Below are 14,408 nucleotides of genomic sequence, written 5' to 3' on the forward strand. Positions count from 1 at the left end.
GGTCGATTTTGAGAAGATTAACAAGATAAAGCAGGATTGTAGGCATCCTTCATATCATAGAGAAAATACTTTACGCTTTCCGGAACAGTATCCCCGAAAAACGGGTATTTTGTTCAGGAAAGTGTAAACTGGGAAATGAAAGATGCCGGATTGTATATCCTGAAAATCCTGCCTTATCTTGGGTATCCTGATTCAGACAAATGGAATAAATGCTAATAATACAATAAAATATCAATTTTTAACATATTTAGATCATTAATCCATAATAAATAAAACCACCCACATCTTCTTTAACCACGCTGTAAATCCTGTCTCGTTTTCAAGGCTTGATTGACCTGGAAAGAGCGGGTGATAATAAATCTTCACTGTGTTGCCAGACTGGTAATCCGTTAAAAGTTTCTTCTCTTTTGGGTCTGAAACCCATTTCTTTTTGTTAAACCAGTAGCTTTTGTCTAACATTTTTCCACTTCCGGAAAATTCTTCTCCATTAACGGTGAAGAGATATTCAACTGCAATATGTTTTCTGTTTGCTGTTTTTCCGACAGTGTGAGTTTGAAAGTCTGACGATGTGATTGAAGCTTCAGTGGAAGGCCATGACTTTTTTGGAATTAATGTTGTATTCGGAATTATGAATATTGTGATCGAAACAATCAGAAGCGAAGTAAAATCAAATGCTTTAATATTTTTATGTACTGTATCAATATTTCTATGTGCTGGCTCATTCTTTCCGTGTACTGGCTTAACCTTTCCGTGTGCTGGATCATTCATTCTTCCTTTTTCATCATATTGAATACAGAGGATAAAACAATAGGGTATTATACAAAACAGGCAGAAGTACCATTGATAGGTTGTTATGAAAGCTTCTGTTATAATAATAGAAAAAAATATTGATACAAAGATTATTATAATCGGGCTTAAAATGAAATAGTTGTATTTGTTTTTTAGGGAAAAAATTGAAATGAACTTTAAAATGATCAATATTGAAATTTGAACAAGTAATACTATTTTGTAGTCAATGGTTTTGCGGATGAGTGAAAATATTTCCGGATTAGAGAAAAATGTTAGATAGATTGCATAAGAGAAGACAAAGAGTTGTGTAGCCAACTCACGCCATTCAATCGCTTTCTTTTCTGGCAACTCATCACTTGGTGGCAGGAGCAAATTGTTATTCATGGTTGCAACACCTCCTGTTTTTGCATTATCTAACCCCAAGGCTTTTTTCTCTCTACTGCTTTGATAAAGCCTATCCCCTGAAACATTCAATCATCATTATTTGGTTTTCAGATGAATCTGAATCATTGGCTTCATCTTCTGGAATAATTTTGACTGCATATCTTCTGTTTTCAAGCTGAATCATTTTCAAACGGCCTTTCAGTTTTTTCCCATTGCCAGGTTTGAGAACATATGACCGTGTTATTTTTCCTGCGATAAGTGTAGAGATATTGTCTGGTGTAAGTTTTCTTCCCATTATATCCTTCCAGATTACAAACCTGCAATCTCCCTGCTCCACACGCCAGTTTGAGCATCCATAGCCTTTGTTTCCCTCAATGATCAAACCTCCACACATGGGGCATAAAGATGCTTCAGATATTGTATTGGTTTTCTTTGTATTGGATATGTCATTTTTGTTTTTGTCGTAAGTCTGATTTTTCTTTTTATCTGAATCAAAATCAAAGGAGACAACCCATTTTCCTTCAGGTTTGTGAAGGATAAGGGATGCAGAAAATTTTTTTTTGTTTTTGAGACAAACCCCTTGAAAGGCCCTGTCTTTTTATATTTAAGAAGATTTGCAGCCATTGTGGGTGAGATTATCTTGCCGGCAATTTTTTTCCAGATAACAAAGTCACATCCATTTTTTGTACAACTGAACGTCTTTCGGGTTTCACGAACTCCACCACCACAGGAAGGACATTTGCCTGTTATGGCTGAAGCAGGTGTTTCAATCTGAAAGTTTTTCATCTCAAAACGGGCAAGCTTAAGCTCATTTACGCTCTCAGTTACAAATTTTTTTATACTTTCAAGAAATGATAGGCTTTTAACAGCATTAAATTTATTTGAATCTTCAAAAAATGGACTTTGTCCGTTTTCCCCAAGGGCAATGGTGTTGAGGCTCATCTCCCATCTTGCTGTCTCTTCAGGAGATGTCAGAACTGAAGAGACTGGACATTTGCGAAGCATTTCCACAAGAAATGTCCCCTTTTCAGTTACCATGAGTTTTTTGCCGGATCGCTCAATGTAGTTTCTGGTGATAAGTGTCTCAATTATCTGTGCTCTTGTGGCCTGGGTTCCAATACCAGTATCCCCCCTGTAAAGGCGCTTTATCTCTTCCTCTTCCACATATTTGCCGGGGTTTGTCATATCCTTTAAAAGAAGTGAGTCTGTGTAATCCGGCAAAGGGGTTGTCTGTTTCTCCTCTGGTATCACTTTTTGGGGAAATGCAGGATCTCCCTTGAAAAGGGGTGGAATGGCAGGAGACTCTTCCGGGTCTGATGACCCCTTTTTTTGTACTCGGGTTAAAATTTTTTTCTGTGCAGAATCTCTATTCCTTGAAATTTCATTATAAACCTCCCGCCACCCGGGAACAAGAATGATGCGCCCCCTGGTCTGGAAAGTCTCATGGGTAAGTTCTGTTACAAGATTGGTATTTTCAAATCTGCAATCAGGATGAAAGGCAGCTGCAAATCGCCGGAGAACAAGGTCAAACAGCTTGTTTTCATCCCCTGAAGCATTGGAAGGAAGTGGTTTAAAGGGAATAAGGGCATGGTGATCTGTCAATTTTGAATCATTGAAAACGCGTCTATTGGAAAGTGAGATTTTAGCAGGTTCCAAGCCCTGGAACATTTCAGGGGAAGCATTTTTAAGTTTTTCTATTATGGATTTTACCATTTCAAGATTCTGGGTGCCAAGAACCCGTGAATCTGTTCTTGGGTAGGAGAGACATTTTTTGTCCTGATAAAGGGCCTGGGCAATTGCAAGTGTTTTTTGTGCTGGAAATCCAAAACGGATATTGGCTTCCTGCTGAAGATCTGTAAGAGAGAAGAGAAAGGGCGGAGGCTCACTTTTTTTTCTCTTTTTTCATGGAGAGGACAACACCTGGTTCTCTATTCTCCTGAAGACGTTTGCAGAGGCTTTCCATATCTTCTTTTTTTTTCAGTTGGGTCTCCTTGCCCTTGAACCACTGGCCTGTCCATGTCCCCTTTTCATTGGAGAAGAGAACCTTTAACAGCCAGTATGTTTCAGGCACAAATATATCCCGTGCATGTTTTCTGTCAGCAAGAAGAGCAAGAACGGCTGTCTGCACCCTTCCCACAGAAAAAAGATCACCATGCAGACGCAGGGTCACCATGCGTGTGCAGTTCATTCCCACAAGCCAGTCTGCCACCTGACGATAATATCCTGCCCGCCAGAGGCGATCATATTGGGTAATGGGTTTAAGCTCATTCATACACTTTCTTACCACATCAGGAACCAGGGCCTGGCTTGTCCAGAAACGAAATATCCGTTCCTTGTCTGTAAAGCCTGATTCCAGCAAAATGGTGCGTGCAATCACTTCACCTTCTCTTCCGGCATCTGTGGCTATAATAACCCTTGTGATTCCAGGCTGATTCAAAAGGGACTTTATTATATTGAACTGCTTGATGCTTTTTTTAATAGGTTTATATCTGAATTTTTCAGGGATAAGGGGAAGGGTTTCCAAGCGCCATTTTTTTAGGGCTGGATCGTAGTCATCAGGTTCAAAAAGCTCCACAAGATGTCCCACCGCCCATGTAATAACGGTATTGGAATTTTTAAAACACCCTTCACCCTTTCCTTTTATTCCAAGAGCTTTGGCAAAATCTGAGGCAACAGAGAATTTTTCAGTTAAAATTATTTCGGTCATAAAATGTGTTTTCAGGTCCACTGCATTAAGTGTTACTATTCATTTTCAGGTTTCAGAAAAATCTCCACCCTTCTGTTTTTTTTGCGCCCCTCTTCAGTTGAGTTGTCATATAAGGGTTTGTGAAAGCTGTATGCTTTAAGTTCCATTCTTTCAGGTGGAATATTATAATTGGAGTAGAGATAATTTATGACAGTGGCAGCCCTTGCAGCAGAGAGTTCCCAGTTGCTGGGATATTTGTTTACATACTCAAGGGATATGGGTTCATTGTCAGAGTGACCTGCAATCTGTACCTTCAAAGAGCTGTTTTGGCTTAAAAAGTTTCCAAGCTTCTGGAGAACATCTATTGCATTGCCGGATATTCTGGTACCGCCGGAATTAAAGTTGATCTGATTGAAAAGGGTCATTGCAAGATTCTCTTTAACTACATTAAGCTCTGCCTCCTGATTTCTGTATTGCTCCTGAAGTCGGGATAAGTTTTCTGAATGTCGAGTTGAATCTTTTTGTGCATTTTTTTCAATATTGCTCTTTTCAAATGCAAGCTGCTTGACCTGATTTTCAAGATTTGCACTCTTTTTTTTAAGCTGGGATATTTCATTTTTAAGATCTGCAATCTGCTGTTCAGCTTCACCTCCAAATTTTTCTACTGCTTCAGCATTTATCATAAGTTGTTTGTTGTATTTTGCTTCAAGAGAAGCATTTGCAGCCTCAAGGTTTTCATTCGCCTCTTCAAAAGAGTCTTTAACGATCTTAAGATTTCTGTTTTTCTGCTCAAGGGAAGCATTTGCGGCCTCAAGGTTTTCATTCGCCTCTTCAAAAGAGTCTTTAACGATCTTAAGATTTCTGTTTTTCTGCTCAAGGGAAGCATTTGCGGCCTCAAGGTTTTCATTCGCCTCTTCAAAGGAGTCTTTAACGATCTTAAGATTTCTGTTTTTCTGTTCAAGGGAAGCATTTGCCTCCTCAAGATTGTTATTAGCCTCTTCAAAGGACTCTTTTACTATTGCAAGGTTTCTGTTTTTCTCTTCAAGTAAGGAGTTTGCATCCTCGAGGTTTTTGTTTGCTTCCACAAGGCTTTTGTTTTCCTCTTCAAGTTTTGTACTTTTCTGTGCAAGCGAAATATTAGCTGTCTCAAGGTTTTTGATTTTTACTTCAAGCTCACTGTTGGCATTTTGAAGATTTTTATTTGACTCTTCAAGGGTTTGCCTGGCTTTGATAAGGTTATCATTTTTCTTTTCAAGATTTGTTTTTGCAAGGTTAAGGGAGTCAATTGTTTGAGTTGATTCAGATTGTTTTGCCTCAAGCTCGGCATATTGTGCCTTCATCTCTGTTTCAATCTCGTTTTTGCTGTGTTTGAGTTCAAACAGTTCATTTGAAGTGGCAAGGCTCTCTTTTTTATAATTTTGGGAGAGTTGCTCTGCTGCCTCAAGTTTTTCCTTTAATGAGCTGTTCTGCTGGTTCAGCTTTTCATTTTGGGCAGTCAAATCAGAGGATTTGCTCTCAAGTTCTGTTATTTTATCTTTTATCTGGGCGCTTGATGACTGTTGCAGGTATTGAAAGATGTTAAAAGAGGCTGAAACAATAAAAAGAAGGGAAATAACCAAGGTGATGCCATTATTTTTTGTCATTGCAAACTCCTGAAAAAATTGATCTGTTCATTGAAAAAGATTATGGTCAGAGGCCATGGGAAAATTATTTAAGTCTGATTCTTAATTCCTCGTCAGTCATAAGTTCTCTAAATGGAGACCACAGATAGTATTTTTCAAAGAATTGAAAGTAGAATATGTGGTGGTGGATTTGAGAAGTTAGGACTCTTGAGTTAATTGAATACAGCAAAAAAAGATAAGGCAACAAAGGAGTACTAAAGAATTTTCCATACATGCACAACAGTTGCTCCCCAGATGCCATCATCTATGGCATTGATTTCCTTTTCAGTAATATAAAGAAAACCATGTTCCTGATCCCAGGCAACAGCCCCCATAAGAGAACATACTCCATTATAGGTTATATCTTCAAGGCTCATAACCTTATATGGCAGAACTTCCCATGGAGATTTGGTACCTGAGCGGACAGCTTTTAAATCCTGAGGGTCATAAAAAATGATTTCCGGTTCGTATGGGTATGCATGGTATCCCTTTGAGGTAACACAGGTGTCGTTTCCACACTCTTCAGGGGTTCCGTAACAGCTCTCCCCCAGACCTTTTCTGCCTGCAATAAGAATTGCTGTTCCTGATGAAGATTCTATCCATGCCCCGCCATTCCACTGGTCTGCTGCCCTGTAACCAGGAAAGATGCATACATCCTGATTTTCCCACACGCAATCGTAATTCTCAGGATAGTAGATAAGGGCAATTGCATCCAGATTTGCAGATGCAGCAGGGGGATTGCCATCTTCCCATGGTGCAGTTGCAATAAGGGTTGGCCCCTGGGAACCTCCCAAGGCTCCTGCTTCCCTTGCGTTTCCGGCAATGAGATTTTTTCCTTCAAGCCATGCGGTTGCAAATGATTGCGGAGCGTTAAAAAGATAGTTGGAGGTTTTTGCATTATGGAAAGTATCATCATCTCTGTTTCTTTGGCCTATGTGCCATACTCCGGCAGCATTGGTCATATCGGGGTTGCTCCATCCAAGGGAGTCCTGGTCAAACCTTGCGGCATTGTACCAGTCCCTGAGATTCCATGCAATTTTGTTGATACCAGGCAGGTAAGCAAGTCCGTCAAGTTCACGGTAGATGCACTCGGGATCATAGGTGCAGTTATCTTTCATGCCCCCTGTTATATCTGTGGGGGATTTAAGTATATTTGTCCGAGGTAAATCTGTGATGTTCGCTCCTTTTACCGGAGCTGGTATGGTTATCTCACCTGCATATCCATAATGTGCATGGGTTGCAGTATAAAGAGAACCTGGATAGGTTGCTCCGTAATCGTCTGATTCGCCAGCAACAGAATTTCCTGCTTCCGGATTGCCCTGTGGATACCATGCAAGTGCATGCCCGCTGTATGACCATTCATCTCCTTCCGGAAAAAGGAATGCCCCAAGATAATCAAAATCTTCGGGCATTAGGCGATCTGTTGAAGTTCCGCTGTCAGGATTATTATCTGAGGGGTCTTCCGACTCTGTTACTTCTACTGAAAGGCCATCAATCCACAAGGGAAAATCAGGAACTCCGTTTATAATGTTGTCAAAAGCAAAATAGAATGAATATGTGCCGGTGGATGTAAGTCTGTCTGAAAATACTGGAATGGAGCTGAAGGATATAAGTGGCATTGATAAAACAGAAAAAATACCCTCTTTCCAGGTAAAGTCTCCTGCAAGGGAAATGATTCTGCTGTCAGGAGTAAAATATACAACCCACAACTCTCCGTTCTGATTGAGCATATCCCCTGCATGCATTGATACGGAAATTGTCAAAGGCTGGTCAGAAGTGGTTGAGAGGCTTGTCAGATGGGTTCCTGAAAAAATTGATGGCCGGGGAGGATCATTATTTGTGATATCCCCAGAGTCATTGCTGTCATCACCATCCTGTGGATTATCACTGTCATCACCATTATCAGGATTGCCTCCTGTAATGGCTTGGTACCATATTGCTGCTATGGCATCATATCCGGCACTGTTGGGGTGATTTCCATCATGATCAAGTGTTGATCTGTTCTGGAAAATGGTGGTGTTGAAGAAATCCACCGTACCTGCTCCATGGGTAGCAGCAAGAGTTTTAATCTGCTGGTTGTAATGGGATAGCTGGGTTGACATTCTGGATACTTCATCTTCGGTAATACCGGGGAATGTATCAGAACGTAATGATGCATCCGCAATTACCGGACGAAGGGTTTGATCATCCAGAAGAGCTATGTGAATTGTGGCTCCTGTCTCTTCAAGTGCATTCAGAATTGTCTCAAGATTATCCACACTGTATCCCATCTCATACTCTTCACATGTTGCAATATCACTATAATATTCAGAGCAGACATCACTTGCATAGAGCCCGAAAAGATCATTGCTGCCTATCCAGACAAGCACCATTTTAAGGTTTCCGGCAGGAGCGCTGTTAAGATTGGAAACTGCTTCATCAAGCTGCTTGTTGACAAGATCCTGGGTGGTATCACCTGATATGGCAAGGTTTGCAAGAGTTGACCCGGGATAAAGATTTTCAAGCATTGATAATACCCTTGCCGGATAACCACCTATACCTTGGCTGTCTCCATCTCCGGCAGTCAGGCTGTCTCCAATGGTCACAAGAGTGATGGGCTGGGAGATGGCATAAGGGAGGTTAAACAGAAGCACAAATGCCAGTATAAAAGATGCCCGTAGTACGATTTTTCTTTTCATAATGTTACTCCTTGAATTTAAAGTAAATTTTAGGAATGAATCATGGGAAGAGGCAATGAAGATATTCTTACTCCATGAATCTTTACGAGTCAACAACCTGATGGCGGTCAAGAAGTGTAAATATTTCATTTGACATCCTTTATCTTCTCATGTAGCACAGACAACAGTGTTAAAAAATGGATATATTTTCTTAAAAAACATATAAAAACAGCAGGTTAGTGACCTCATGGAATTTGATGTAAAAAGATCTTTACAAAATCGGCTTGATAATGATTTTCTGCTTAGGCCATTTGAATCTCATATCCTCAATATACTTGATAAAATTGACAGTACCGGCAAAAAGCTTACCGGCAAAAATAACTGGGTTGATTCTTTGCCGGACTTTGCATCGGGTCATGAGTATTTTGGCCTGCACTTCAGGGATGGCCGCTGGATATTTAGAGAGTGGGCTCCAAATGCCTCTGAAATATATCTGAAGGGTGATTTTTCAGGATGGAACAGGGAAAAACGTTTTGCACTCTCCAGAATATCTCAAAACGGGATCTGGGAGATTGAACTTCCCGAAAATATGTTGAACCACGGAGATCACTATCGCCTTGAGATGCTGTGGCCAGGCGGGGCAGGAGAAAGAATACCTGCCTGGACAAGGCGCGTGGTATCTGCATCCGATTCCATGAGTTTTAATGCAGAGGTGTGGAATCCCGTACCCTATGAATGGAAAAATATCTCTCCATCTGCCTCTCATTTCTCCTCTTTATTAAAAAATGAGTCTGAAATATCTTTTCCAAACTCCCATTCTCCGTTGGTGGATAGGGAGCCGTGGGGCAAAGTAAATGGGCAGGTTACTGAAAACAAGCTCCTGAAAACTCCCCTTCTGATATATGAGTGTCATATTGGAATGGCCCAGGAGGCACCTGGTATTGGAACATTTACGCAATTCAGGCAAAATATTCTTCCACGCATAAAGGATGCAGGATATAAAGCCATACAGATCATGGCAGTTGCTGAACACCCATACTATGCCTCTTTTGGATATCAGGTTTCAAGCTTTTTTGCCTGCTCATCACGTTTTGGCACACCTGAAGAGCTAAAAGCACTTGTTGATGATGCCCATGGAATGGGTATTATGGTCTTTATGGATCTTGTCCACTCCCATGCCGTAAAAAACGAAGTGGAAGGTTTATCCTGCTTTGACGGTAGCCTGTGGCAATATTTTCATAAGGGAGAGAGAGGAGAACATAGAGCCTGGGACTCCCGATGCTTTGATTATGGAAAGCCCGAGGTGCTCCATTTTCTTCTTTCCAACTGCCGCTTCTGGATGGATGAGTACCGTTTTGACGGTTTTCGCTTTGATGGTGTTACAAGCATGATATTTAAACACCATGGTCTTGATAAATCGTTTACAGGATATGAAGATTACTTTGACCAAAGTGTTGATGAAGAGGCTCTTGTATATCTTGCCCTTGCCAATGTTATGATTCACAAGCTTAATCCTGATGCTGTGACAATTGCAGAGGATGTCTCAGGAATGCCCGGCATTGGAATTGCTGTAGATAATGGTGGATTTGGATTTGATTACAGATATGCAATGGGCGTTCCTGATCACTGGATAAAACTTGTGAAAGATACCCCTGATGAGGAGTGGTCAATGGGGAGCCTTTGGCACCATCTGACAGACCGGCGTCATGATGAAAAAAGTATAAGTTATGCAGAGTCCCATGACCAGGCAATGGTGGGTGATCAGACCCTTATACACAGGATGATCGGTCACAGAATATATAACAGCATGTCCCAAGGTATGGTTGATATTGTTGTTTCAAGGGGGATTGCTCTGCACAAGATGATTCGCCTTATAACCCTTGCAACAGCGGGCAGCGGATACCTTAACTTTATGGGCAATGAGTTTGGTCATCCCGAGTGGATTGATTTCCCCCGTGAAGGTAATGGGTGGTCATACCATCATGCAAGGCGTATGTGGCATCTGGTGGATGACCCAATGCTTTGTTACAGCCAGCTTGCAGAATTTGACAAAGATATGACAGAGCTTGCATGCAAAGAAAGGCTTCTGGATGGCTCTTTTCCATACCTTCTTCATATTGATGAGTCTGCAAAGATTATTGCTTTCATGAGAGCTGATCTTGTATTTGTATTTAATTTTCATGCAGATATTTCAAAAAGTGATTACATGATTCCTGCGTCACCGGGAAGCTACACTATTGCGCTTGATACCGACAATGGCTTGTATGGTGGTTTTAACCGCCAGGATTCCGCTGTCATACATCATACAATTACTGATAAAATACATCGTCATCATCTTTTTATGTATCTTCCTGCACGTTCAGGTGTGGTATTGACAAGGCTCAAGAGGTTATAGGTGTCGATTTTGAGGAAGTATCAGAAGAGCTGGAGAACAAAACATGGGATACATTGAAAAGAGTTTTAATTTACCCACAGACTACTGTGACGAAGATATCAGAAAAATAATACAACGTGAGACAGGATTTGGTACATTTTCTTTCCGGATTGATCATAAAAGCCTTGATGCAAGAAAAAAGAGCGATATCCATTGGGTCATAAGGGTCGTTATATCCTCTCCTGAAATTAAAAGTGAAATTGCTTCAAAACAAACTGATCTTGCAATTCCGCTTAAGATTCCTATTCTTCGCAAACCAGCAAAAGCCATTGTTGTCGGAAGTGGTCCTGCCGGTTTTTTTGCAGCATATATTCTTCAAAAAGGAGGATGCGAAACCATAATCATTGAGAGAGGCTCAGAGGTTGATGAAAGAGCCTGTGCCGTAAAAAAATTTGAACAAAGCGGTATTTTCAATCCATCCACAAACTATGCCTTTGGTGAGGGTGGGGCAGGTACCTTTTCCGACGGCAAGCTCACCTCAAGGAGCAAGCATATTTCCGCAGAGAAGCAATTTATTCTGTCAAGCTACGTGGAGGCAGGAGCACCGGAAGAGATTATGTATATGGCCCATCCCCACCTTGGAAGTGACAATCTCAAGGTTATTGTAAAGGGATTAAGGAAAAAATTTCTTGAAAGCGGGGGAAAAATACTTTTTGACACCTGCCTTGAAAATATTGAGACAGCTCCTGTAAAAAATATCAATGGTTGCGAAAACAAAGTTTCAGTTAAAGGGGCATTTACATCATCAGGTGATTATGAAGCAGATCATCTGATCATGGCAACAGGACACTCTGCCTTTGAAACATTCAGGATGCTTATGAACAAAGGGGTTCTTTTCCGAACCAAAAATTTTGCCATTGGCTGTCGAGTGGAGCATCCTCAGAGATTCATCAACAGAGCACAGTGGGGAAAAGAGGTGCTTGCCGGAGTAAAGGCTGCTGAATATCGTCTGACATCAAGGGGAGATGGGCGTCTTCCAGTCTATACATTCTGCATGTGCCCGGGAGGTGTTGTTGTGCCATCAACAGCTTACAGCAACAGCAATATTGTAAATGGAATGAGCCGATATCTAAGAAACGGAGAGTTTGCAAATGCAGCTTGTGTGGCGGGCTTCAGCCTGGATAATCTTCTTAAAAAAGAGGTTGAACCCCTTGAAGCACTGGATTGGCTGGAAAATCTTGAAAATTCTTTTTACACATTTTCAGGTGGATATAAGGCACCATGCTGTACCATCAGGGAGTTTATTTCAAGCAAGGCAGGGAAAGGGATAAAAACGTTGAGTTCAAGTTATTCCCCGGGATTGAAACCAGCACCTTTATGGGAGATGCTGCCATCTGATATAAGTTATGCAATTCAGATGGGCCTGGGTGATTTTAATCGTAAAATAAAAGGCTTTGATACTGGTATCATTATGGGTCTTGAGAGCAAGACATCCTCTCCAATTCAGGTTGTAAGGGAAAAGGGCGGGTGTTGTACAGGCTTTGAAAATCTCTATATGGCAGGAGAGGGGAGCGGTCATTCTGGAGGAATTGTCTCAAGCGGTGCTGACGGAATCAGGGTTGCTCTTTCTATTTTGACTTCTTCGTAAAAAATCGTAAATTTAAAATACTCATGTCTGGCCTAAGTGCTTCTTCAAGTTATAATTGTCGGGTGATTTTTCAGGAAATAAAAATATTAGACGTGTATCAAACCTTGAAAGAAAACTATTCAGGGGGCATCAGAATCATTTTTTTGATTATTGGTGTTCATTCCTTCTGCTCCTTGATTTCAAATCGTTTTTTGATTTTTGCAATTGATATGGGCTCTCCTGTGCGGGCAGAGGGGGTAAGAAATGATTTAAGTTTTCTGTCAAGTATTCTTGGGTGCAAGTTGGCTGAAATTGCAATTACACCTTCGGTGATAATTTTTTGTATCAGAAGCTCGTTAAAGGTTCGTTCCCTGATATTGGCGGCAAATGGCAGACAAAAAAAATTGGCAAGCACAATGCCGTAAAGGGTAGATGTCAGAGCAATGGGTACAGTTGATAGAATAATTGCAGAATCTCCCACCTCGGAAAGCATTCCAATAAGCCCTACAACACTTCCAACAAGCCCGAAGGATGGAGCCATCTCTGCCATACTTTTAAGAACACGTATGGTCTCATCTCTTCTGATGCGAAAAAAATACATTTCTGTATTAAGAGCTTCTCTTATCTGTGACTGGGAATATCCGTCAACAAGCAATCCTATTGCCTGGCGCAGGAAGATAATGGAGCTTTCATCTTCGTCATCCTGTAATGACAATATCCCCCTGATGCGTCTTTTTACCGAGAGGTCAACAAGGATTTCAACAATTTCGTCAGGGTTTCGTGGTTCACGCGTGTAGCAGGTTTTAAGCACCTTTACAAGTATTTTAAGGCGTTCAACCCGATAGCTTAAAAAGGTGGCTCCAAGGGTGCCTCCCACAACAATGAGAAACCCTGAAATGTTCACATAGAGACCAGTGTTGCCATGTATGAGAAATCCTGCGCAAAATAGAATTATACAGGATAAAAGGCCAATAATATTATGCCTGCCGTGTATCCAGAAAAGATTTCTGCTGGACTCATCCATTACTGTCTCCTGTTATTTTTACTGTGTTAGATTTTTTTTCTGTAGTATTTCTTTCCGGAATCATACTGGAATTTTTTATGTGTGGCAGCTCCTTAAGCAGTATTATCTCCACACGGCGGTTTGTTGCGCTGCTGGTCTCTGATGCCTTTGTATAAACCGATTGCAAACTTGAGTAGCCACTTACAAAAAAACGGAACTCATCAACACCTTTTTCTTCAATGAGATATCTGACAACAGCAGATGCCCTTGCTGTTGAAAGCTCCCAACCTGTGGGAAATTTTTCAGAGATGTCTTGCGTATCATCTGTATGCCCCACAACATTTACAATAAAGCTGTTATCTTTCAGAAAGGCTGCAATTTGGTCAAGCCTCCAGCGGGTTCTTGGTTTTAACGTTGCATCACCTGGATCAAACAAAATATCTCCGGCCATGGATATTCCGACTGTTCGCTGTTCGTTAAGGCTCAATTCTGTGGTCTCATCTACAAATTCGTCTTTTACCACATGACTTTTTTTGCCTGAACCTTTTTTCCCACTGATGGCGGAATCTTTGAGGTCAGATGATTCCGAAGCCATGATCCTGGAGCTGTCTCCATCAGATATCTGGCTTCCTGCAGATCCCATGCTTACACTCATTTCCTTGATTCTTGCCTGATGGACATATAGGATAACAAAGAAAACAAACATGGTCATCATGAGATCCGCCCATGAGACAGACCATCTTTCATGCCTTTCACCCTCATTGCATGCAAAAATATCTCCGGTAAATGGGTCTTCTGCCCCTGAATTATGGAGATCATTCCAGGGTGAGTTGGGAGCTGGATCTGCTTCATGGGTTGTTTTTTTTAAAAAAAGCATATGTTTTCTCCATAAATGCAAACAGATGAAGCTGGAAATACAACTGGATCTATTAGAAAGTCTCTTTAACCTGCTGATATAAAACGATTTTCATGTTTCGCTGTGATGCGTCAACAAACATGGGGGTTTTATATGAAAGTCTCAATAAATAGCTGTTTTTAAAACGGCTTTCATCTCTTCGATTGTGGCGGGCATCCGCCATGTACGTTATAAGCAAAGAGCTAAGGTTCCAGAACATTTCATAAAATGGAGGATTTAGTCAAGGCGTGTTTAATAAAAAATTGAGAGAAAGGTACTTTCTGATGGATTCTATGGAGTCAGTGGTTTCTAAATTACTCAAAGTCGACACC

General features: G+C 41.0%; 10 protein-coding genes and 1 pseudogene. 2 read left to right on the forward strand and 9 right to left on the reverse strand.

Annotation, left to right across the window (positions count from 1 at the left end; translation table 11 throughout):
• Window positions 1-255: 255 nt before the first annotated feature.
• The 7 genes and pseudogenes from MTBBW1_RS20140 to MTBBW1_RS20165 form a co-directional block, all read right to left on the reverse strand.
• Window positions 256-1,173, reverse strand: coding sequence for a DUF3592 domain-containing protein (locus MTBBW1_RS20140; protein WP_080806502.1), 918 nt, complete (start codon window positions 1,171-1,173; stop codon window positions 256-258).
• A 70-nt stretch (window positions 1,174-1,243) separates the two neighbouring features.
• Window positions 1,244-1,555 (reverse strand): topoisomerase C-terminal repeat-containing protein, encoded by a 312-nt coding sequence (locus tag MTBBW1_RS20145; protein WP_080806505.1) that lies wholly within the window; start codon window positions 1,553-1,555, stop codon window positions 1,244-1,246.
• Window positions 1,552-1,959, reverse strand: coding sequence for a topoisomerase C-terminal repeat-containing protein (locus MTBBW1_RS30060; protein WP_281255665.1), 408 nt, complete (start codon window positions 1,957-1,959; stop codon window positions 1,552-1,554). The genes MTBBW1_RS20145 and MTBBW1_RS30060 overlap by 4 nt, the downstream gene beginning before the upstream one ends.
• A 123-nt stretch (window positions 1,960-2,082) precedes the next feature.
• Window positions 2,083-3,045: pseudogene (locus MTBBW1_RS29740) on the reverse strand (DNA topoisomerase); the annotation flags it as partial.
• A 10-nt stretch (window positions 3,046-3,055) separates the two neighbouring features.
• Window positions 3,056-3,880, reverse strand: coding sequence for a DNA topoisomerase (locus tag MTBBW1_RS20155; RefSeq protein ID WP_080806509.1), 825 nt, complete (start codon window positions 3,878-3,880; stop codon window positions 3,056-3,058).
• 35 nt (window positions 3,881-3,915) lie between these two features.
• Entirely contained in the window at window positions 3,916-5,502 is a 1,587-nt protein-coding gene (locus MTBBW1_RS20160; RefSeq protein WP_080806511.1) for an OmpA family protein, read from the reverse strand.
• A 233-nt stretch (window positions 5,503-5,735) separates the two neighbouring features.
• The gene (locus MTBBW1_RS20165; RefSeq protein WP_186441556.1) at window positions 5,736-8,198 is read right to left on the reverse strand and encodes an SGNH/GDSL hydrolase family protein; all 2,463 of its coding nucleotides are present in this window, start codon (window positions 8,196-8,198) and stop codon (window positions 5,736-5,738) included.
• 226 nt (window positions 8,199-8,424) lie between these two features.
• Here MTBBW1_RS20165 and MTBBW1_RS20170 point away from each other — a divergent pair, with 226 nt between their 5' ends.
• Window positions 8,425-10,572: an alpha-amylase family glycosyl hydrolase gene (locus MTBBW1_RS20170; protein WP_080806515.1), complete on the forward strand. Its 2,148-nt coding sequence runs from the start codon at window positions 8,425-8,427 to the stop codon at window positions 10,570-10,572.
• 43 nt (window positions 10,573-10,615) lie between these two features.
• Entirely contained in the window at window positions 10,616-12,199 is a 1,584-nt protein-coding gene (locus MTBBW1_RS20175) for an NAD(P)/FAD-dependent oxidoreductase (RefSeq protein WP_080806517.1), read from the forward strand.
• A gap of 157 nt (window positions 12,200-12,356) precedes the next feature.
• Here the strand turns inward: MTBBW1_RS20175 and MTBBW1_RS20180 are convergent, their stop codons facing one another.
• Window positions 12,357-13,202 (reverse strand): motility protein A, encoded by an 846-nt coding sequence (locus MTBBW1_RS20180; RefSeq protein WP_080806519.1) that lies wholly within the window; start codon window positions 13,200-13,202, stop codon window positions 12,357-12,359.
• Window positions 13,195-14,058 (reverse strand): OmpA/MotB family protein, encoded by an 864-nt coding sequence (locus MTBBW1_RS20185; protein WP_080806521.1) that lies wholly within the window; start codon window positions 14,056-14,058, stop codon window positions 13,195-13,197. The genes MTBBW1_RS20180 and MTBBW1_RS20185 overlap by 8 nt, the downstream gene beginning before the upstream one ends.
• Window positions 14,059-14,408: the final 350 nt, after the last annotated feature.

The organism is Desulfamplus magnetovallimortis, from assembly GCF_900170035.1.
Lineage (GTDB): Bacteria > Desulfobacterota > Desulfobacteria > Desulfobacterales > Desulfobacteraceae > Desulfamplus > Desulfamplus magnetovallimortis.